This is a genomic window from Flavobacterium jumunjinense (assembly GCF_021650975.2).
In the GTDB taxonomy this organism is placed as follows: domain Bacteria; phylum Bacteroidota; class Bacteroidia; order Flavobacteriales; family Flavobacteriaceae; genus Flavobacterium; species Flavobacterium jumunjinense.
In genome coordinates, this window is the sequence record NZ_CP091285.1 from 2,507,169 (window position 1) to 2,530,309 (window position 23,141).

Below are 23,141 nucleotides of genomic sequence, written 5' to 3' on the forward strand. Positions count from 1 at the left end.
TTAAAATTCGTCAGTAACACATCCTTCTGAGGCATCGGTTACCAATTTTTGATATTTGTATAATACTCCTTTTGTTACTTTTGGTTTTGGTTGAACAAAGAGTGCTTTTCTTTTTTGCAGTTCTTCATCACTAATTGCTAAATGAATTCTATTATCGACGGCATCAAGTTCAATTAGATCTCCATCTTTCACTAAGGCAATAGTTCCACCATCATAGGCTTCTGGAGAAATATGTCCCACTACAAAGCCATGTGTTCCACCGCTAAATCGTCCATCAGTAATAAGAGCAACACTTTTTCCTAGTCCAGCTCCAATAATTGCAGAAGTAGGTTTTAACATTTCTGGCATTCCTGGACCTCCTTTTGGTCCTACATAGCGGATAACAATAACATCTCCTGCTTGTATTTTTTTATCTTCAATACCTTTGATTAATTCTTTTTCTCCATCAAATACTTTGGCTGGTCCTGTAAATTTTTCCCCTTCTTTACCAGTAATTTTGGCAACCGATCCTTTAGTCGCAAGGTTTCCATATAAAATTTGAAGATGTCCTGTTTCTTTGATAGGTTTTTCGATTGGTCGAATGATATTCTGACTTTCGAAATCGATATCTACTATATCTTTTAAATTTTCAGCTACTGTTTTTCCTGTAACCGTAATACAATCACCATGAAGCATTCCTTTGCTTAGTAAATATTTTAAAACCATTGGAACACCTCCTTTTTCATGAAGATTTTGCATTAGATAATTTCCTCCAGGTTTAAAGTCGGCAATAAGTGGTGTTTTGTTACTGATTCTTTGAAAATCATCTTGTGTAATTTTAACCCCGACGCTTTTCGCCATAGCGATAATATGTAATACCGCATTTGTACTTCCTCCAAGTGCGATTAGGGTTGTAATTGCGTTTTCATAAGCTTTGAATGTCATGATGTCTTTTGGACAAATGTTCTTTTCTAATAATAACTTCATGTAGGAAGCTGCTTGTTTGCATTCTTCTATTTTATCCTGAGAAACGGCTGGGTTAGAACTAGAGTAGGGAAGACTCATTCCTAATGCTTCTATGGCAATCGCCATTGTGTTTGCGGTATACATTCCTCCACAAGCACCTGCACCTGGGCATGAATTTTTTATGATGCCTTTGAATTCTTCTTCGGATATTTTTCCTGCAATTTTTTCTCCTAAGGCTTCAAAAGCAGAAACAATGTTTAGATCTTTTCCTTGGTATTTTCCTGGAGCAATTGTGCCACCATAAACCATTATCGAAGGACGATTTAGTCTTCCCATAGCAATAATAGACCCTGGCATATTTTTATCGCAACCAGGAATAGCAATAACACCATCATAATAATGACCATCAACTACACTTTCTATACTGTCTGCAATGACTTCTCTGCTTACTAATGAATAGCGCATTCCATCAGTTCCGTTTGTAATTCCATCGCTAATTCCTATAGTATTGAAGATAAGTCCCACCATATTTGAAGCATTGACTTCAACTTTTATATAGGAAGCTAAATGATTCAAATGCATGTTGCACGTGTTTCCATCATAGCCCATTGAAGCAATTCCTATGAAGGCTTGTGCTAGTTGTTCGTCTGTTAATCCTACTCCATAAAGCATAGCTTGTGCTGCTGGTTGTGTAGGATCTTGTGTTACTGTTTTGCTGTATTTATTAAGTTCCATTTTTTAGTTTAATTGTGAGCTTAACTCTTTTTCTAATACTAGGTTTTTATAAGCTATTTGTAATTTTTTACCTAAGCTATTGTCCCATTCTAATGGGAATTCTTTTTTGTCTAATGATTTTATTCCTATTACTTCGGCAGCAGTTCCACAATAAAAAGCAGCATCTGCATCATTTAATTGTTCTAACGAATATTTGCCTTGATGTAGTTTTATATCTAATTCTTTACATAACTCTATTATTGTAGCTCTAGTAATTCCAGGAAGAATGTTTCCTAGTTGAGGTGTGAAAAGTTCTCCGTTTTTTTCGAAAAATAGATTAGCTCCAGGTCCTTCGGCAACAAAGGCTTCAGTATCTAATAATAAGGCTTCGTCAAATCCTTTTGCTTTTGCTTCGTTCGTTGCAAGTATAGAATTGATATAATGTCCGCAAACTTTTGCTTCTATTTTTATCGATTTAGGATGTGGTCTGCAATAGGTAGAAACACAAAGATTTAATAGGTTGTCTCCAAGATAGGTTCCCCATTTCCAAGCGCATATCATAATATTTACACCTGTTGGCTTTGATAAGCTCATGTTTGGGGCACAGTAAACTATAGGTCTTAAGTATGCATCTGTAAGGTTATTTAATGCTAATAGTTCATATGATTTCTCAATTAATTCATCAATGTCATATTCGAATGGAATGTTGATTAATTCACACGATTTTTTCAATCTATCGTAATGTTCTTTTGCTTTAAAAATTTTTGTTCCAGATTCTGTTTTGTAAGCACGTATTCCTTCAAAAGCACCATAGCCATAATGTAAAGTCTGTCCGTATAAGTCAGTTGTAGTAGTTAATGATTTTTTAAATTCTCCATTGCTGAACAATAGAGTATCTTGATTATAATATGGATTTGCGTTTGTATTCATTTCTTTTTTATTTTTAAAATAAAGTGTAAAATTATTAATGTGAGTTTTTAAAAAGTGTCTGTTTAATTATGTTATACAGTATTTAATTGTTGTTTTTGTTGTTTAATGTGTTGTTTTTCATGTGATTGTGTTTTTGTTTTTATGATGTTTAACAGCTTGTTTTTATCTAATTTATTAAAAGTTGAAATGTTTATTATTAATTTTTTTAACATTATAGATGTGTTTTTTGTAAACTAGAATCTGTTTTTGTTGCGTTTGTTGTAAAAAAAAAGCCTTTCTGTTTTACGAGAAAGGCTGTTACATATATGCAATATTATCCTGACTCGTTTGGGTTTACGAATGACGATGATTACGATAATAATAATTGTTGCGATGTGGTTCATGTTTTTTAAATAAAAAAGCCTCCTAAAAAATTAGGAGGCTTCATGTATGTGTTTATTGCATACTATCTCCTATCCCAATTTTGGAATAATAATAGAGACAATAATAACAATAGTATTTTTCATATGTGTTCAGTAAATTTCATTTGTTTGGAACAGACATATTGTTAATGTCAATTTCATAAATGTGTTAACTGTGGGACAAATCTAGTAAATTAATTTTATTTGCAAACTTTTTTCTAAAAAAAATCGTTAAAAATGTTTTTTTTACATTTTTAACGATTTTAAAGTATTGATTTGTAGTTGATTATTTTATTACAGGAGGATATTGTTCCAGAATTTTAGAAACAAATTGATGTGTACGTTCATCTTTTTTGTGTGTATTCTTTGTTAAATATCCTGTTCCTTCACCTTGCCAAACCATTTCTTTTGTCTTTGCATCTACGATGTCGATAAATAATGTTCCTTCAGGTGTTCTCGAAACTGAAGAGCTATTCATTCCCCAATATGGATTCCAACCCCATCCAAAACCAACATTATTATACACGTCGATACGTTCTCTTTCTTTAGTAAAAATACTTAATAACATGTCTGGATTTTCACTTTTAGAAAAACCTTTAGCACTCATTTCTTCATCTATAGAACGAAGAATTCTTTTTTTGTCTAAATCTGAAATTTCAGCTTTATCAATGCTACTTTTTAAATAAGCATAAGTTTTATATTTGCCAAACTCAGCTTTTTTGTCATAATCAGCATTCACTCTTACAGAGCTACAAGATGCCAATACAAATAGTAGTAATACAGGAATTAAATTAATTTTTTTCATAGTGTTTTGTTTATGGTTAAAGCGTTTAATAGGTTAAAAGCTTTAACCTGTTAAACTATAATAATGATTCATCAACTATATTAGGGATGGTAACTTTCAATAAAGGTTGCGTTTCCATAGCTCTTTTAATCGCAAAAATTGCACCTTCATTTCTAGCCCAACTTCTTCTTGATATTCCGTTGTTTACATCCCAAAAAAGCATCGATTCTAAACGTCTCGAAGCGTCTTTAGTACCATCAAGAACCATGCCGAAACCACCATTGATTACTTCACCCCATCCAACACCTCCTCCATTGTGTATAGAAACCCAAGTAGCTCCTCTAAAGCTATCTCCAATTACATTTTGGATTGCCATATCTGCTGTAAAACGTGATCCGTCATATATATTAGAAGTTTCTCTGTATGGAGAGTCTGTTCCAGAAACATCATGATGATCTCTTCCTAAAACAACAAAGCCAATTTCTCCTTTTGCAATGGCCTCATTGAACGCTTTTGCAATTTTAATTCTTCCTTCTGCGTCTGCATATAAAATACGAGCCTGTGAACCTACGACTAGTTTGTTTTCTTGTGCTCCTTTTATCCATTGAATATTATCAGCCATTTGCTGTTGAATTTCAACAGGAGAGCTTGTCATCATTTCCTCTAATACGTCACAAGCAATTTTATCTGTTTTTGCTAAATCTTCGGGATTTCCTGAAGCACAAACCCAACGGAAAGGACCAAAGCCATAATCAAAACACATTGGACCCATAATATCTTGCACGTAACTAGGATATTTGAAGTCAATACCATTTGAAGCCATAATATCAGCACCTGCACGAGAAGCTTCTAGTAGAAAAGCATTTCCATAGTCGAAGAAATAGGTTCCCTTTGCTGTATGCTTGTTTATAGCAGCTGCGTGAAGGCGTAATGTTTTTTGTACTTCTATTTTAAATTGATCTGGATTGTTTGCCATCATTTCATTCGATTCTTCGAAAGAAAATCCAGTAGGATAATAGCCACCAGCCCATGGATTATGTAATGAAGTTTGATCGGAACCTAAATCGATATGTAATTCTTCTTGGTCGAATCTTTCCCAAACATCTACAATGTTTCCTAAATAGGCAATTGATACAATTTCTTTGTTTTCTAATGCTTTACGAACACGGGCTACTAAAAGAGTGATGTCTTCAACGACTTCATTTATCCAGCCTTGTTCGTGTCTTATTTTTGTTATTTTCGGATTTACTTCGGCACATACTGTTACACAACCTGCAATATTACCTGCCTTGGGTTGTGCACCCGACATTCCGCCTAAGCCTGATGTTACAAATAATCCTCCAGTTGGCGATTTTTTGATTTTTCGAAATCCATTAAGAACGGTTATTGTTGTTCCATGAACGATACCTTGTGGGCCAATATACATATAACTTCCTGCTGTCATTTGCCCATATTGTGAAACACCTAAAGCGTTCATTTTTTCCCAATCATCAGGTTGAGAGTAATTTGGTATAACCATTCCATTTGTAACAACAACTCTTGGAGCTTCTTTATGAGAGGGATATAATCCCATTGGATGACCTGAATACATGGTTAAGGTCTGTTCTTCTGTCATTTCTGCTAAATACTGCATTGTTAACAGGTATTGTGCCCAGTTTTGGAAAACAGCTCCATTTCCACCATAGGTAATTAGTTCATGTGGATGTTGGGCAACGGCATAGTCTAAGTTATTTTGAATCATGAGCATTATCGCTTTTGCTTGCTCACATTTTCCAGGGTATTCATTAATTGGTCTAGCCTTCATTTCATAATCTGGACGAAAACGGTACATATAAATGCGACCAAACGTATCAAGCTCTTCTTTAAATTCAGGTAATAAAGTAGTATGATGCTTAGCGTCAAAATAGCGTAGTGCATTTTTTAAGGCTAATTTTTTCTCTTCATCTGAAAGTATTTCTTTTCGTTTAGGAGCATGATTAATAGCTGCTTCAAACGGTTTTATATTTGGTAAATTGGAAGGAATTCCTTCTAGAATTTGTTCTTTAAAGGTCATTGTAATGATGTTTTTAGATATTCTTAATTTTGTAAAATAAACGTACATGTGATAATGCATCACAAATTATTGTTTAAACGAAGCTAGGTTTCCCTTCAAGTGCTAGGGATAGCGAATATCTGACCTATGATAGGACTTATATATCTTTATTTTGTAGTGAAATAATAGAATGTCCATTTCTTATTTTTTTACTGTTCCTGTTTTTTTATCATAACCATACGGGCAATGACGGCAACCACTTTTACAACAATAGCCTTTTTTTAAATGATAAGTAGCGGTAAAACATTTATATCCCTCTGGTGTATAATAAAAATCTTCTCCTTCTATTAATTTATTTGGGTCTAATTTATTGTTCATGTAGTAACTAATATCTAATTTTATTTTCTTAGATTCCTCAAAAATAAATATTTTTATCTAAGTTTACTTGCTTTATTTCGATAAAAAGAAGGAATGAGCTTATTTAATTTATAAAACATGATACTTTTTGTTTCTAAATATTTAATTCCAAAGCAGTTTAGAGGAGTAACAATTTATCCTTTTATTATTTTATCTAAAGAAGAGGATAAGAGAAATAAAACATTAATTTACCATGAAAAAATACATATAAAACAACAAGCAGAAATGTTAGTTGTTTTGTTTTTTATTTGGTATGTAATTGAGTTTTTATTTCGTTTTCTTTATTGTAAGAATTGGATGCTTGCTTACAGGAATATATCTTTTGAAAGAGAGGCTTATGAAAACGAAAAAGACCTTAACTATCTAAAGAAAAGGTCTTTTTGGTCTTTTTTAAAGTATATTTAATAAATTACTTTTTTATACAATATTGCTCCACTTATTGATTTTATTTGGAGTAGTAATGTAGTTTCGTTTTTTAGTAAATTTGAAATTACTATTTCGTTTGAATTGATGTTTTTAACGTGTGCTAGTTTTCTGCCCAAGACGTCAAAAACCTGAACAGACTCTAAAGGCTCACTTAATGATTTTATAATTATATTTTCATTAGGAATTACAAGGATCTCATTCTCGTTAAAACTATTATCATGTGTGTCTAAAGTAGTATTTGTGTATCTCAATATGAAACGATTGTCAATGCTTCCGGCTACTGAGTTGAAATCATATGGGGTTACTCTTAAATCATGTATTATACCTGTCTGTAGATCTTCTAAATAAATGCTTTTTGAAGTATCATTAAAAAGGCCGTCTAAAGCACCAATTGCGATTTTATAGTTTCCATTTTGAGGAAGATACATTCCAATAGGAACTAGGTCGTCACTATTGTAAGGTAGTTGTCTTCCTTGAATGTTTAGTTTTTCGTTTTCAGTAATTGAATAAATATCGAAAATGTTTTTATCATATGCAGTAGCATCATATAATCGGTCTAAATTATTAGTCGCATTAGTAATATAACCAACTAATGTTCTTGTAGAGTTGTTGTTGGTATCAATTAGATCCAACCAAATTCTATTTTTATCAATTTGTGTAGTTGTTGCTGTTTTGTAGAATTGACTATTATCATAAGAACTACTTCTCATGCTATTATTGAATGAAAGATTTTCAGTAGTTGAAGCTGAAGTATGATTCATTAAAACAAAAAATCCTTGTCCAGCAGCTATGTATCCATTGTAGACCCCTGGACCAGAAGAACTTCCTGAAGCATTGTATGTGATATAATCATTAAGTGAATAATTGTAGCTGTAATTTTGATAGAATGGAGCCGGAATAGAAGAACTAGGAAATGTTCCATGTGTCCAGATTTTTACAAAACCAGCTATGTTTGTGTTTAGTGTTAAAAAATCTAATGCATCAATAGCTGATGGATATGGATTTCCAACAAGGTTCCAGTTGTCGTCGTCTCTTGTAACTGGAGTTGTAGTTGGTCCTAGATAACTTCCACCATTGTAAGTGCTTCTGCTAATAGGTATAGTTACATTTCCGTTATTAGGTGTTCCTGTAAATGTTTGAGTATAATTTTGATTAGACGTAGAGTAGGAATCAGGAGCTCTAACAATATACCCTTTCCCGGTTACCATGGATTCCGATGTGCTTATCCAATTACCAAAGTTACTTGTGTAAGCAGTTGTTGTAGTTGGTGCCCATTTGTATCTACGGCTACTAGTTATATTAGTTAACGAATAATTAGAAACAGGAGAAGACCAATATACATAGTCGTATTGACGAATATTTGCATCTCTTTTTAATTCCATAATTCCACTATTAGAGATGTTATTAATTTGGATTAAACTCGCATTATTTTCAATTTCTAGATTACCTCCAGTATTAATGTTTACCCAATCTGTTATCGTTAAGCTATTACTAGGAGTAACTGTTAATTTAGCACTATTGTGGACGGATAAATTAAGTCCTTCACCATTGTAGTTTGTGCCGTTTACAATAGGGTTATTTGCTGTTGTAGGTACTATTACACAATCGGAAGCTGTAGGTGTTCCAACAGGTGTCCAATTGTTAGCATTTGTCCAATTAGTGTCAATTGATCCATTCCATACTTTACTGTCTTGTATTGTTACGGTTGTTTCACTAAGCTCTTTTAATACTGCACCCCCACATAGTTGGTAAGTAACTTCTGCGGTGTAAGTAGTCGTACTACTTGGGCAGACATTGACTTGATCTGTTGTGCCTATAATAGGTCCAGATGTTCCTGAGCCTTCGTGCCAAGCAATAGAAGTAATAGAGTTTCCGTCTGGAACAAATCTCCAAGCTTCATTTGTTATTGCCCAATTTGTGTCTAGACTATTTCTATTTGGTGCAACCGTAGCAATCGTTCCTGCTTGATTTTGGATACCTACAACGGCATTTCCGTCGTTCCAAGTTCCAGCACCAAGATTGTCTATATTTTTTTCTTGAATGTAAACTTCAATGACATTCGTGTTTTCATATAATACCATCATTCCTGTGTAAAGTTGTGAATTTTCTTCATACATAGGGACATTGCTCCAAGAGGCAACTAGTGCACGGCAACCTGTGTTTAATGTAATTAATTCCCAGCCAACTTCACCTCCCACTGAAGGGTCAATATCATGAAAAACTCCAAAAATAGCATTCCCTATTAAGGAACCATCTCCAGCAATAGGTAGATCTGTACTAAACTCCCAACCGCAGTAGCCTCCAGGGTTATTATTAGTAGTGTCAAAAGTAATCACACCGTTAGATCCAATTAAGCATTGACTATACGTGTTTCCATAAAAACAAAAATCGAACGGTAGGTTTACTACAGATGACCAAATATCGTCTGTGTTAACACTTAATGGGTTTTGTAAACACTCAAACTGATATGGCGGATTGTATGGTATAGATTCAACACTATAAGAGGTTGTTTCTCCTAAGTTTAAATACACTGCTTCAAGGTCTACACATGTCGAAGGAGCGCTACAGTTAAAAGATGCAGGATCTGCACCGTTTAGTCCTAAACCACCAGAATCAACAGAAGGGCAACCTAATGATGTTGTGCCAGTTCCGTTACCTTGTGTGCATCCAGTAGGAGTAACGGAAGTAGCGCAGATTCCAAAAGTTCCGTAAGTATTTCCGTATCCCCAAACTCTAATATATATTGTGCTTCCAGGAGTTAAGCCTGTTCTAGAAATATAAGACATTGCTCCGTTTGTACTATCGTCGTCGTCACATTCCAGTAAAGTGAGTCCACTACAAGTTCCTGTGTACCATGCCATTCCTGAATTAGTCATTGTTCCAGTTTGCATATCAATAGTAACAATTCCATTTGCAGGTGTAACTACTGAAAACCACACGTCTCCACTAGAGTAATTTCCGCATCCAGGAGTAGGAGGGGTTGAAGGCGTAGTAGATGCTGTTGCTGCGCTATTTGAGTAAGAAGTATAAGTGCAAGTTGTGTTTAGTGTTAACGCGATTGCAGCGGTACAATTGTCATTTACAGGGGCTGGAGTTGTAGCACAGATTCCAAAAGTTCCGTATGTATTTCCGTATCCCCAAACTCTAACATATATAGTATTTCCTGGAGTTAGTCCAGTTCTAGTAATATATGACATTAGCCCGTTTGTGCTGTCGTCGTCGTCACATTCTAATAGTGTTAAGCCGCTACACGTTCCTGTGTACCATGCCATTCCTGAATCTGTCATTGTTCCAGCTTGCATGTCTACTGTTACTTGTCCATTACTAGGAATAAGTATGGAGAACCATACATCTCCGCTTGAATAGCTTCCGCAACCTGGAGCTGGAGGTGTTGAAGGTGTTGTTGATGCTGTTGCAGAAACATTCGTGTATGTTGTGTAAGCACAAGTAGAATTTAATGGTAGTGCTATTGCTCCTGAGCAATTATCATTACTAGGTGTTTGCCCATTGATTTTTTGAATTGTGACTATACTAAATAGAAACACAATCGCTGTGATTAGCAAGTAATTTTTTCTCATATTGATAGTTAATAGGAAACTAACTTACTAAAAAAAAAAAAAAGGTTAAAGTTTTATTGCTATTATTTTGATTTTCAGGGGTAATAATCGATAAAGAGCAATAAAAAATCTATAAAGTGTAGATTTTTATTACTCTTTTTATGATAAAATTCACAATATTAGATACTTGAGTAGTGATTTTTTATTTAATATCTTGTTTTTTTGAAGTTGCAATACTTTGTTTTAGCTCTGTTGGACCGTAAGGAAGTCTTAAGTCTTCATAATAAGAAGTGATGTTTCCATCTTTATCTTTTGAATTAGCTCTATTTCCTACAATATGCCAAGAAAAATCAATATTGCTTTTTCCGTTATTTAATTCTTTTACAAGGAAACCATTCTTGCTTTTTTCGGTTACGTAAACCCCATTGCATTCTCCTTCTAGCTGTATGAAAACTTTAAGAGGATGAGTAGGGTCAATTTTTAATGAGTTGGCTACTATTTTATCGAGTTCGATGTAGCTTTGACCATTTGTTAATTTACCTGTTCCATAGTCTTCAAATAAAACCTCGGGAGCCTCCGGACAGAACATTATTCTTGGTGCATTGTTTTCGTCTGGTATTAGTGAAGAAACTGTTCCGTTTCCTACTATTTTATAATTTGTTCCACCTGTTGCAGTAGCGTCATTATTGTGATTGTATTTTAATCCTACATAACTGTATGATATCCCAGCAGCAGTTGTTCCTCCTGTGAAATAGCCTCCGTATAGAACTCTTCTAGAAAGTCCGCTTAATGGAGATATAATTAAGTCGTCTTTTCCTGCTAATGAAACGTAAGCACTACCATTATCGGTTATAGGATCATTATCGGTGTCTAGGAAGAAAACACCAGCGCTGTTACCATTGTGTGCCGCATTGTTTGGAGCTCCGTTACCAGTATTTCCATATATTCCATGACTGTTTACTCCAGCTCCAGCTATCCCTGAGCCTTTTAAAGAGAACACCCCATTAGTACCGTTTACGGCTCCGAGCACAGCTGTTCCGATTGAGTGTGAGTTTCTTGCCCAAACTGCATTAGCTATATTATCAGTGTTGCTAGGAACAACACAGTCATTAGTTCCTGCTGCTGTAATTTGAAGTTGAGCAGAAGTGGAACCAGTGTTGTTTATTGCAACAGTACCACCACTAAGAATTCGCATTCTTTCGGTATTATTAGTGTTAAAGTGTAAGGCTTGAGTATCTGTTGTTCCTAAGAAATTTGTACCTGCTGTTGTTCCGCTATTTCCAGATAAGGACCAGTCTAGTCCTCCAGGAGAACCAGCTAAGGCAATCCATTTTGTTCCATTCCAAAAGTAAAGTCCAGGGGCAACATTATTTGGAGATGTTCCTGCAGTAGCTGTGTTCCAAACTACTGTTCCCGAAACTAATGCTCCAGTTTGTGGGTTTAATACTGGTGCTGCAACTGTAGTTGAGGTTAGTGCTACTTTTGGAGGGATTAATCCATAGACAGAAGAACTTATATCTAAGGCTCCGTTTGGAGTAGTGGTTCCAATTCCGACTTGTCCCTGAGATAGGTATAAACTAAAAAATAATAGTCCAGTAAATAGGTGTCTTTTTTTCATAATATGTGTTTTTTGTAGTTTTTTAGGATTAATCAATGTAAAAATAGGTATTAAAACCTCTTTAAAGGTATAGTAAAATCACCTTTTTTGTTAAAATTTAAACAATAATTAATTATTTGTATTTTTTTATTGTTGTGTTTGTTTAATATTTTGTACCTTTTCATAAGTTCAATTTCTTTTTTAAAATGTTTATTAATAAACGATTAGAAGAAATGGGTTTTAAAAAAATAAAAATAATTTGATGTTTGGATAATTATTTTTTGTTATTTTTGTAGCGTAATAAATGAAGTTAAATTATTGAATATGAAAAAAATACTACTAATCTTTGGAATTGTTTGTTTAGGCTTTGTAGATCTAAATGCACAAATGTATGTTAGTCCAAGCAGTTACGTGTTTGTTAATGATCAATATGTATATGTAAAGCAAGATGTGAATTTGGCGAATAATGGTAATTTCTATTTAAGAAATTCATCACAATTGCTTCAAGGATCAACTGGAAGTGGAACAAATACAGGATTGGGAAGTTTGTCAGTCTTTCAAGAAGGTACTTCTAATAATTTTGGATATAACTACTGGTGTTCTCCAGTTGGAGTTCCTTCAGCTTCTGTTGGGAATTCAAATTTTGGAATAACAAGGTTGTTTAGACCAACAGCAATAACGACAAGTGCTACTCCAACAATTTTAGCTTCAAATGTAAGTAATGGTACAACTACTAATAGTTCACTTTCTATTGCTTCAAAATGGATTTATAAATTTGTTCAAGCGAATCAATATGGTTCATGGACTTATGTTGGTAATGCTACAACTATTGCTCCTGGAGAAGGCTTTACAATGAAAGGTGTTTCTGGTAGTGATACAACAGTTGCCGATGCGGTAGAAACAAAACAAAATAATCCGGGTAATAACCAAAGATATGATTTTAGAGGTTTACCTAATGAAGGAACAATTAATATTCCAGTAGCTAATGTAGCTGGGCCTAATCCTAATAGAACATTAACTGGTAATCCTTATCCTTCTGCTATTAATTTAAATTTATTTTTATTAGAAAATAGTGGTTATACAGTGAATTATTCTACTGGTGCAACAACCTTTGTAGGTTCTCCAATTATAGATGGAAATGCTTATTTTTGGGAACATTCAAAATCTGCTAGTTCTCATTATTTAAATACTTATGTTGGAGGTTATGGGACTTATTCTCCTAATAACACAAATGCCTTTTCTGTAGGAACTTATGTTGCTCCAACATGGAATACATATAATAATGATGGTACTTTAAATACTACTGGTACTTCTTCAGGAAGTACATATAAAAGAATGTTTGCACCAGTTGGACAAGGTTTTAAGATTCAAGGAGTGGTTGCATCTGGAAATGCGCAAATGAAAAATGCATATCGTGTTTTTGTGAAAGAGGGTGTTGCTAGTAATTCACAATTCGAAAAAAATGCGAATACGACTAATTCTGGAAATAATACTTGGGATGAAATTCCTAACGTTGCAAATGTAGATTATACTCAGTTTTCAAAAAATCAGGTGCCTCAGTTTAAAATACAAACAATATTAAATGATCAGTTTACTAGAGAAACAGCAGTTGCATTTAATGAAAATGCTACTGATGGCTATGATGTTGCTTTAGATGCAGTAACTTCGGAATCAAGTTTGCCTAGAGATACTTATTTTCCAATAGAAGGTGATAAACAATTCGTAATTACAACACTTGCTTTTGATGAGGATAAAAGAATACCTTTAGCTTTTAAAGGAGATATTCAAACTACATTTAAAGTAACAGTTTCTGAATTATTGAATTTTGATTTAGCTAATAATATTTATGTTCATGATAAGGAAATGGATACGTATTATGATATAAAAAACGATAGTTTTTCAATAACATTACCACCTGGAGTTAATACTACTCGTTTTGAAATTACTTTTAAAAACGCAGATAGTACATTAGGTAATCCTACTGAAATTGCAGATTCTTTTCAAGTGTATCAAAATAATGATAGTGGAGTATTAACAGTGTTCAACTCATTAAATAAAGATGTAGCTTCTTTAAGTCTATATGATGTGACAGGTAAAAGAGTTTTAAATAAATTAAACTTAGGTACAGCAGAACAATATGAAATATCTACTTCATCTTTAAGTGAAGGGATTTATATTGTTAAAGTTCAAACTAAAGATAATTTAAGTGTAAGTAAAAAAGTATCTATCTTTAAAAAATAAATACTACATAATAAATAAGCTTTGAACCTCGATTTTTATCGGGGTTTTTTGTTATTTTGCAAAGTGAATGAGAAAATAGAAATATCTTTACCTAATAATATTCAGCTCTATATTAAACGAGAAGATTTATTGCATCCATTAATTTCGGGAAATAAATTCAGAAAGTTAAAATATAATATTCAAGAAGCTAAAGATACAAAATCGAAATTGTTGATTACTTTTGGAGGGGCTTATTCTAATCATATTTTAGCTACAGCAGCAGCTGGGAAAGAATATGATTTTTCTACATTAGGATTTATTCGAGGAGATGAATTAAAAGATAAAGTTTTAGAAAATCCAACATTATCAAATGCACAAGATTTAGGAATGAGTTTCGAGTTTATTTCTAGAGAATTGTTTTCTAAGAAGGAAGATGTCTCTTTTGTTTCTGGGATTCAAGAAAAATATCCGAATAGTTATATTCTTCCAGAAGGAGGTACAAATGAATTAGCGATAAAAGGATGTGAAGAGATTTTAAATGAAGAAGATAAAACGTTCGATTTTGTATGTTGTGCAGTTGGAACGGGAGGAACAATTTCTGGAATCATTAATTCTTCATTTGAAAATCAGAAGATAATTGGCTTTTCTGCATTAAAAGGAGATTTTTTGTCTGATGTAATTTGTAAGTTTGTAACAAAAAAGAATTGGATTATTAATTCCGATTATCATTTTGGAGGTTATGGTAAAATTACAGATGAGTTAGTTGACCATTTAAATGAATTTCATTCAAAGACGAATATTCCGTTAGATCCAATTTATACAGGAAAAATGGTTTATGGTATTTTAGACTTAATAAAAAAACAATATTTTCCTAAAAATTCAAAAATATTAATCATTCATACGGGTGGTTTGCAAGGAGGAAAAGGGGTTAATTTAGTTAGAAAGCAAAAAAACAAAACGCTATTACATTATTTATGATTAAGAAAATAATATATTTTATTATTGTGATTTTTATTACAAGCTGTGGTGCTTCAAGAGGTAAGGGAAGTAGTCATGCTAAAAATAGAGTAACAAAAAAAACTCCCAAGAGAACAGTCACTGTTACTACAAGAAAAATTGTAACTAAGAAGCCAGTAGTTTTGGATAATACGGCAACAAGTACATCAGAAGAATTAGAAGCAACTTCTAAGGTTTCAGTTACGTATAGAAATGTTAGCGATTATATAGATGGTTTTAAGGATATTGCTAAACAAAACATGGAAGAATACGGTATTCCTGCAAGTATAACTTTGGCTCAAGGAATCCTAGAATCGGGTGCGGGTAATGGTCGATTGAGTAGAGAAGCAAATAATCATTTCGGAATAAAATGTCACAAGGGATGGAATGGACCATCAATTACTCATGATGATGATGCGGCACAAGAATGTTTTAGAAAATATAATGACCCTTCAGAATCATATAAGGATCACTCCTTGTTTTTAACATCAAGAAGTAGGTATAACGGATTGTTTAAGTTAGATAAAGGTGATTATGAAGGTTGGGCAAAAGGATTGAAATCTGCGGGTTATGCTACAGATCCAAAATATCCTACAAAATTAATTAGTATTATTGAAAGATATGAATTGTTTCAATATGATAATGAAATTTTGAGCAGAGAGAATACGAAAAAACAAGATAGAGTAGTAGTTGAAGAAGGAATTGTTAATGGAACTACCTATGAAATTCAGAAAGGCGATACACTATATTCAATATCAAGAAAATTTAATATGTCTGTTGATGAAATAAAAAAGGTAAACGGATTGAATGATAATTCGTTATCAATTGGACAAAAAATAAAAGTAAAATAATGTTATATAAAAGAAGTAGCGAATTATTTGTTGAAGCAAACAAAGTAATTCCTGGAGGTGTAAATTCTCCAGTAAGAGCATTTAAAGCAGTTGGAGGTACTCCTATTTTTATTAAAGAAGCAAAAGGACCCTATTTATTTGATGAAGATGGTAATAAATATATAGATTATATAAACTCTTGGGGGCCTATGATTTTAGGTCATGCCTATGAACCAGTTGTTAATGCAGTAATTGATAGAGCAAAAAAGGGAACTTCTTTTGGAACACCAACTGCTTTAGAAACTCAAATTGCTGAATTAGCAGTGGCAATGGTACCTAATATTGATAAAATCCGATTTGTAAGTTCTGGTACAGAAGCATGTATGAGTGCTATTCGTTTGGCAAGAGGTTTTACTAAGAAAGAAAAAATAATAAAATTTTCAGGATGCTATCATGGGCATTCAGATTCATTTTTGATTGCTGCAGGAAGTGGAGCTATTACTTTTGGAATTCCAAACAGTCCTGGTGTGACTTCAGGAACTGCAAAGGATACTTTATTAGCCAAATTTAATGACATTGAAAATGTAAAAGCATTATTTGAATCGAACAAAAATGAAATTGCAGCCCTAATTATTGAACCTGTTGCAGGGAACATGGGGTGTGTTCCTCCACAGAATGAATTTTTAAGTCAATTGAGGCAAGTTTGTACAGAAAACAACTGTTTGTTAGTCTTTGATGAAGTAATGACTGGATTTCGCTTAGCAAAAGGTGGAGCACAAGAGCTTTATAATGTAAAAGCAGATATTGTTTGTTATGGAAAAGTAATTGGTGGTGGTTTACCTGTTGGTGCTTTTGCTGCAAGAGAAGAAATTATGAATTATCTTTCTCCTTTAGGACCAGTATATCAAGCAGGAACATTATCAGGAAATCCTTTAGCAATGGCAGCTGGATATGAAATGTTAAAAGCATTGAATACAGATGCTGCAATTTTTGATAGACTTGACGAGAAAACTGCCTATTTAGAAAAAGGTATTCGTAGCGTATTATCGGCTAAGAATATAATTTATACCATAAATAGAGTAGGCTCTATGATTTCTGTGCATTTTGACGAAGGTGCAGTGTGTGATTTTGAAACGGCTAAAAATGGAGATAACGATACTTTTAAGAAATTCTTTCATGGATTGCTTAAAAGAGGAGTATATATTGCTCCTTCTGCTTATGAGACTTGGTTTATTACTGATGCTCTAACTTATGAAGATTTAGATTATACTATAAAAGCAATTGATGAAGTTGCAGACGAATTATAATTTTATTTAATGATATTTTAAAAGCCTCAATTTTTTGAGGCTTTTTTTTATAATAATTCAAGTGATAAATGATATTAGTTGCACATTTTGCAAAATTCGGCTTTAACTGTAGTATTTCGTAATAGATTTTTGTTTTCTTTTTGCCAATTGCACCAAGCATTTTTGTTTAATTGATAGGCTTTTTTTAGAATGTATTCTAAATCGTCGCTATTTTCATTAGTTTCTCTAGCGGCATAAGTTTGTGCTAACAATAAGGCTTCTTCCTTGCTAAAAGTGGGTTTCTTCATTTCGGCTTTTAATAAAGGAATTGTCTTGTAGTAAGCATTCCAATGATTTAAAAACAAACCAAGATTTACTCTATCTTTTGATGATTTAATATTATCTTTAAAACTACTATAAACTTCTTTAAAGTAATGATTTGTGCCTTCTGAATCATTAATATGGTTGGCATAATATAAAGCTACATAATTATAATTCGCTGTCAAATTTAGATCGTTATCGAACAATTCGAAACTATCTTCTAAACTTTTTGGTTTTGTAACATTGGCCAACTTAGTAGTAGAAACATCCCAAGTATTAAGTAAATCTTCATTGGTAACACAGTATAGATTCAATAAATTGTGTTGTGTGTCTTTATTGAAAGTGTCATATTCGTTTAACCAATGTTTTAAGAATTGTACTGTTTTAAAATGGTTATAATGATGGTGCTTTATAAGTGCTGCACACGCATTTTGTACTAATTTTTTATTGGTCATTAATTCACTAAAAACTATTTCATCGAAAATAGCAGAACAAAAAGTAACATCATATAGTTTAGCAAGTGCTAAGTTAGCTCTGTTGTAATCTTTTTCATAAATCCCTGTGCGCAAGTTAACCTCATAAAGAAATTGCAGATACATTTCATTATTTGGGTTTTTAGTTTCTATTTCTCCATAATAATTAGCAATAAGCTTAGAAACACGTTGTTGGTCTAAATACCTGTTCCAAGTTGTTTTATTGGCATTGACATAGTTTCTAATTTCTTCTTTTGATTTTGTAGCCAATTCACCTAAATTTTCCATTTCAAGTTGAATATAGCAAGTTTCCCAATTTTCTTTAGCAATTATTTTTGAAGGTTTAATGGCTATATCTAAATGTTCTTTTCCGTAGTTTTCAATAGCAATTGCTCTTTCTTGATATAGTTTTTGATTGAGATCTTCATTTCCTTCTATAGAACTATAACTATATATTTGGGTAGAATGAATGGTTTCATTAATGATAGTAAAAGGGATTTCAATTTCTTCGATTACTTCTTCATATTTTCCTTCTGAGAAAGAAGTTGTATTTTCATTTGTGGCTATTTCATCAAAATTTTCAGAAGATAAAGCATCATACTCAATGATAATTCCGCTTTCAGAAATAGCATCAACATTTAAAAATGAATCATTAGTAATATATTCATTGGTGTCTTCAAATTTTTCAACAATTTTATTACGTTCAAAAGCAAAAGAATGTTCGTCTGTTTTAATAATTCCTTTGTTGCTAAGAATGGTGTTTTTCGGAATTTCTACTATGGGTTTAATAGGAAATAATGCTATAGATCTCGACTCAATATCGATAGGAACTGCATATTCACAAGCACAATTGTTGAAAATAAAAACCATATTTAGAGTAAAGTTTTTGCCTTTTAAATGTTTTGGTACTTTTCCAACTTTGGTTATTATTTTAAAGTCATTTTTTGCCTTATTATTACTTAATAATTCGTCTCTATAAATAGGTTTAGAGAGTACACCATCATAAATGGGAGAAACATCAAAATTGTTTTTGGATGCACATTGAAATTGATTCTCTTCAATAAAATCAATCGCAATTGCGTCACTTGGATCTTTGAAAATTCGTTTAAATTTTTCAATGTCATAATAGTAAAGGATAACATCATCACCTTCAACTCGAAGTCCGTTACCAATATGAATTTGATCTCCTAAATCGACATTTTTGCAATAAATACTCTTTTCAGATAACCCAAATGCATTGTTAGATAATTGATTAGGAATAACAACACCCTTTGCTCCAAAAACATTGGTTGCGTATAAACGTCTTGTTTTCTTGTCAAATGAAAAAGCAATTCCAGCTAATTCATAATCTTTACTAATCATGTTTCTATAATGCGGAGGTGATCTTTTCCATTGTATAAAGACTTTCTTTGCTAAAGCAAGAATATCTGTTTTAGAATAGTGTTTTACATCTATAGTGGTATAGAGTACATTTTCTCCAAATACATTAAAGTCGTTTCCTTGATAATATTTTATACGGTCTTTAGGGAATTTTTTGTCAATAACCATTTGTTCGTGTGATAAATTATTTTCCTCATTCATATAGATACTATGATCTTGAGCGGCTTTGAATAATATTGGATCTTCCTTTAATTCGCCTAGTTTTAATGTTTTTCTGTGCGAATTAATTTGTTTCAATACTTCATCACTTAATTGATTATAATCTATGATTAAATCCTGTGCAGAAACGGAACAGAGATTTAAAAATAATATGGCAAATAGTATTTTACGCATGGATGATATTTTTAGGGATGACTATTGTGAAACTAACATTGTTTTCAATTGATCTAAAGTGGTTTCTTTAAGTTTGATGTCAAAGTTAATTTTAGAATTTTTATCAAGATAAAATGAATCGTAATAAATCTTTTGATCATTATTAGTATATATTACAACTTTCATTTTTCCTAAAATTTTTATATTTAAAGAGTTTGAATTATAATTAATATATTGTTTTATACAGGAATTTGATTCCAAGTAAATTATGTTAACAGAGAATTGACTACATTTTATATTTATATTAAAATTAATTTTTTTTTCAAACTCAAACTCCTTAATTCTATCAATATTTATCCAGTTTAAACTACCTGATGTTAAGCTGTATATTTCATTTTCATTATTATAAAGATTTTCTATTATTGTGTCTTCTCCATTTTGAATTAACCTACCATTTTTAATCTGGTATCCTAAATTCAGATAAAAACTTTTATTATTATTGAATAATTTAGTATCTTGTTGTTTTAATATTTCATAAAAAGTTATTGAGTCTTTTTCTTTGATAATATTTAGACTATCAATACTTACTTCTTTGAGGAAACTTTTGAAGCTGTCAACGTTGTTTTTTTTCAGATATTCGAGTTCTTTAATAAAATCAGGAATTGATATTTTAATTTTCTCATCTTCAAGTTTCCATTTAAAAATAGAGTCATTGTCATTAGTGTAAATATTGCTTTTCTCTAAAATAGTATTAGGGAATTTTGCAGTGTATTTCCTCCCTTTTTTTATGTTTAACTGCTTTCCTTCTTCAGTAAAATTAATATATATCATTCCAGAAGATTCTAATAGTTCGTCTTTATCTGTAATTGTAGATAAACCGTTTAAAATCATGTCTTCTTTGGTGAAATACTCTTTTAGTTCGAATTTTATCTTACCATTAGTATAATTATCAAACAAATCAAAAGGAATAGCGATTTCTGTGCCTAGTTTTCCTTTTAAAAGCGTATCGTTTTTTAGAATAAATTCACTTGTATAAAGGTTGTCTGTCTTTAATTGAGACTCAATTTTTGCTAAATCAGATGTTTTTTCTTTTTCACAAGAAATGAGGAATAAGCCAAAAAGAAGGTAAAGGTAGTTTTTCATAAAAAGTCTTTTTTTTATGATTCTCAAACTTCGTGCCAGTTGTTAACGACTTGTTAAGATAGATTTTTGATTTAATTAAAAAATGCTTTTATTTTCTTTTTATCTCCAACAACCCAAACGATATCATTTTTGCTAAATAATAGATTCGATTCGGGGTTTAATATTCGTCGCCCATTATGTTCAACACCTACAATCATCCCGTTTGTTTTTTCACGTAAATTCGATTCACGAATGGTTTTTCCAATAAACCATTGATCATTCAATTCATATTGTTGTAATACAATTTCCGATTCAATAAGCGACTCTGTATTGAATTTATGAAACTCTAAATATTCTGCAAATTGTTTTACTTGTTCATCCGTTCCAATGATACTAATTTCATCATTTGGATATAATTTTTCTTCTTTTGAAGGAACATAAATATGTAAACCACCCCGTTTTATAAAAGCTATATTTACTCCAATGGTTTCTCTAATTTTTACTTCTTCTAGTGTTTTACCCGCTAAGTCAGATTCGGCACAAATAGTGAAATTTGCCATGTGTCCATCCCAAGGTGATAAATTGTTTCGATTTATATTTTTGGTTGTTGTTTCTCTCTGATTAAAATTGATTATAAAGCGTTTTTCAATCTTATGGTACAGCCGATTGATGTTTTTTGGAAAAATCATCATAAATACAATTGAAAAGGCAAACGCTAATAATGCTATTTCTGGTGAAAAGAAATTATTGAGCATTAACCCGACAAAGAATACTGCAATTACTATTCGAATAAAAATTAAAACAATAACAGGGCCATAATATTTTTTATTTTTTAATAACTCTTGCACTTCCGCTTTTGCAACTCGTTTTAAAGATAACGCCCATAAAAACGGAGCTAATACCAATAGTGTTATTAATGCTGCGATTATATTTCCATAAAGCACATCTTCTAATAGCGGTAATAGAAAATTTTTCGACATTAGAATAATAGCAAAAAGTATAACAGAATATAGTATTACTTGTACTAAATATTCTTTTATAACTGTTTTCCATGTGCTTACAGTTTTTATGGCTTGTGAATTAGCACTGTATAATTCGATTTTTTTAACCCATTTTTTAGGTAGCTTTTTTTCAATAAAATTAGCCGTTGGAGAAGCATATTTAATCATGAAAGGAGTTGTGAAAGCAGTTACAGCAGAAACAGCAACAACAATAGGGTATAAGAAATCACTTGTCACTTTTAAGGTAGTTCCAAGTGTTGCTATAATGAATGAGAATTCACCAATTTGAGACAAACTCATTCCGGTTTGTATAGATTCTTTTAGGGACTGTCCAGAAATAAGAGTTCCAATTGTGGAGCTTATTGATTGTCCGAAAACGGTAATAACAGTTAATATCATTACAGGAAAGGCATATTCAACTAAAGTATCAGGATTGATCAACATTCCAACAGATACAAAGAAAATAGCGCCAAATAGATCTTTTACAGGTTTTACTAAATGTTCAATGTGTTCGGCTTCATTAGTTTCTGCAATAATAGACCCCATAATGAATGCACCTAATGCAGGAGAAAAACCAACCTCAGAGGCGAAAATTACCATTAGTAAACAAAGCGCTAATGATATAATTAATAGCATTTCGTCTGAAAGTAAATGTTTTAATTTTTTTAGTAATGTTGGAATAAAGAAGATTCCAGAGATGAACCAAATAGATAAAAAGAAGAATAGTTTTAATAAGGATTGAATCAGTTCGCTTCCTGAAAATTGTTGACTTACTGCAATTGTGGAAAGTAAAACCATCATTAAAATGGCAACAATATCTTGTACTATTAATGCTCCAATAACATTTCCAGCAAACTTTTGTGATTTCACGCCCAATTCATCAAATGCTTTTAGAATTATTGTTGTGGATGAAATTGAAAGTATTACACCTAAAAAGATACAATTCATATTGTCCCAACCCATAAATCGTCCTGCATAATAACCTAAAACTATCATAACAATAATTTGAGTTAATGCAGTAATTGAAGCTGTTCCTCCTACTTTTAGTAGTTTTTTAAAGCTAAATTCTAATCCTAGGCTAAATAATAAAAAAATAATTCCTATTTCTGCCCAAACTTCAATGCTATTTGTATCTTTTACAGTTGGGAAAAAATTAAAATTTGTACTTGCTAGAAAACCAGCAACTAAGTAACCTAAAACCAATGGTTGCTTAAGTTTACGGAAGATTAATACAGAAATTGCTGCTGTAACAAGAATTAAGCCTAAATCGTTTATTAGAACAGGTAAATGAACAGCTGTGCTTGCAATAAATGAAAATAACATTGTTTTTTACTTTT

The 23,141-nt window shown here is 32.0% G+C and carries 15 protein-coding genes; 5 read left to right on the forward strand and 10 right to left on the reverse strand.

The window, feature by feature from the left end; translation table 11 throughout:
- The 5 genes from ilvD to L2Z92_RS11040 all read right to left on the reverse strand — a co-directional run bounded on the left by ilvD (nucleotide 1) and on the right by L2Z92_RS11040 (nucleotide 6,184).
- A complete protein-coding gene (gene ilvD / locus L2Z92_RS11020; protein WP_236452948.1) occupies nucleotides 1-1,680 on the reverse strand; it encodes a dihydroxy-acid dehydratase in 1,680 nt (559 codons plus the stop codon).
- A 3-nt stretch (nucleotides 1,681-1,683) separates the two neighbouring features.
- Nucleotides 1,684-2,589 (reverse strand): branched-chain-amino-acid transaminase, encoded by a 906-nt coding sequence (ilvE, locus tag L2Z92_RS11025; protein ID WP_236452950.1) that lies wholly within the window; start codon nucleotides 2,587-2,589, stop codon nucleotides 1,684-1,686.
- A gap of 687 nt (nucleotides 2,590-3,276) precedes the next feature.
- Entirely contained in the window at nucleotides 3,277-3,795 is a 519-nt protein-coding gene (locus L2Z92_RS11030) for a DUF4136 domain-containing protein (RefSeq protein ID WP_236452952.1), read from the reverse strand.
- 55 nt (nucleotides 3,796-3,850) lie between these two features.
- Nucleotides 3,851-5,827: a urocanate hydratase gene (locus L2Z92_RS11035; protein ID WP_236452954.1), complete on the reverse strand. Its 1,977-nt coding sequence runs from the start codon at nucleotides 5,825-5,827 to the stop codon at nucleotides 3,851-3,853.
- 180 nt (nucleotides 5,828-6,007) lie between these two features.
- On the reverse strand, nucleotides 6,008-6,184 hold the full coding sequence (locus tag L2Z92_RS11040; RefSeq protein ID WP_236452955.1) for a DUF5522 domain-containing protein: 177 nt from the start codon (nucleotides 6,182-6,184) through the stop codon (nucleotides 6,008-6,010).
- A gap of 117 nt (nucleotides 6,185-6,301) precedes the next feature.
- Here L2Z92_RS11040 and L2Z92_RS11045 point away from each other — a divergent pair, with 117 nt between their 5' ends.
- Entirely contained in the window at nucleotides 6,302-6,628 is a 327-nt protein-coding gene (locus L2Z92_RS11045; protein ID WP_236452956.1) for a hypothetical protein, read from the forward strand.
- Here the strand turns inward: L2Z92_RS11045 and L2Z92_RS11050 are convergent.
- Nucleotides 6,625-10,227, reverse strand: a complete 3,603-nt coding sequence (locus L2Z92_RS11050) for a hypothetical protein (protein WP_236452957.1) — start codon at nucleotides 10,225-10,227, stop codon at nucleotides 6,625-6,627. The two genes, L2Z92_RS11045 and L2Z92_RS11050, sit on opposite strands and share 4 nt — an antisense overlap.
- A 181-nt stretch (nucleotides 10,228-10,408) precedes the next feature.
- Nucleotides 10,409-11,824 carry a hypothetical protein gene (locus L2Z92_RS11055; RefSeq protein WP_236452958.1) on the reverse strand — a complete coding sequence of 472 codons (1,416 nt, stop codon included), beginning with the start codon at nucleotides 11,822-11,824 and terminating at the stop codon, nucleotides 10,409-10,411.
- A 303-nt stretch (nucleotides 11,825-12,127) separates the two neighbouring features.
- Between L2Z92_RS11055 and L2Z92_RS11060 the strand changes: the two genes are divergently transcribed.
- From L2Z92_RS11060 to hemL, 4 genes are all read left to right on the forward strand, one after another.
- Nucleotides 12,128-14,044, forward strand: coding sequence for a T9SS sorting signal type C domain-containing protein (locus L2Z92_RS11060; RefSeq protein ID WP_236452959.1), 1,917 nt, complete (start codon nucleotides 12,128-12,130; stop codon nucleotides 14,042-14,044).
- A gap of 63 nt (nucleotides 14,045-14,107) precedes the next feature.
- Nucleotides 14,108-15,001, forward strand: a complete 894-nt coding sequence (locus L2Z92_RS11065) for a 1-aminocyclopropane-1-carboxylate deaminase/D-cysteine desulfhydrase (RefSeq protein WP_236452960.1) — start codon at nucleotides 14,108-14,110, stop codon at nucleotides 14,999-15,001.
- Nucleotides 14,998-15,870, forward strand: coding sequence for a glucosaminidase domain-containing protein (locus tag L2Z92_RS11070; RefSeq protein ID WP_236452961.1), 873 nt, complete (start codon nucleotides 14,998-15,000; stop codon nucleotides 15,868-15,870). Before L2Z92_RS11065 ends, L2Z92_RS11070 begins: the two co-directional genes overlap by 4 nt.
- Nucleotides 15,870-17,156, forward strand: a complete 1,287-nt coding sequence (hemL, locus tag L2Z92_RS11075; protein WP_236452963.1) for a glutamate-1-semialdehyde 2,1-aminomutase — start codon at nucleotides 15,870-15,872, stop codon at nucleotides 17,154-17,156. Before L2Z92_RS11070 ends, hemL begins: the two co-directional genes overlap by 1 nt.
- Before the next feature lie 74 nt (nucleotides 17,157-17,230).
- On the opposite strand, the gene L2Z92_RS11080 is transcribed toward hemL, so the two are convergent.
- The 3 genes from L2Z92_RS11080 to L2Z92_RS11090 all read right to left on the reverse strand — a co-directional run bounded on the left by L2Z92_RS11080 (nucleotide 17,231) and on the right by L2Z92_RS11090 (nucleotide 23,127).
- The gene (locus L2Z92_RS11080; protein WP_236452965.1) at nucleotides 17,231-19,702 is read right to left on the reverse strand and encodes a CAP domain-containing protein; all 2,472 of its coding nucleotides are present in this window, start codon (nucleotides 19,700-19,702) and stop codon (nucleotides 17,231-17,233) included.
- A gap of 21 nt (nucleotides 19,703-19,723) precedes the next feature.
- Entirely contained in the window at nucleotides 19,724-20,824 is a 1,101-nt protein-coding gene (locus L2Z92_RS11085) for a hypothetical protein (protein WP_236452966.1), read from the reverse strand.
- Nucleotides 20,825-20,895: 71 nt separating this feature from the next.
- Nucleotides 20,896-23,127 carry a cation:proton antiporter domain-containing protein gene (locus tag L2Z92_RS11090; RefSeq protein ID WP_236452967.1) on the reverse strand — a complete coding sequence of 744 codons (2,232 nt, stop codon included), beginning with the start codon at nucleotides 23,125-23,127 and terminating at the stop codon, nucleotides 20,896-20,898.
- Nucleotides 23,128-23,141 lie beyond the last annotated feature (14 nt).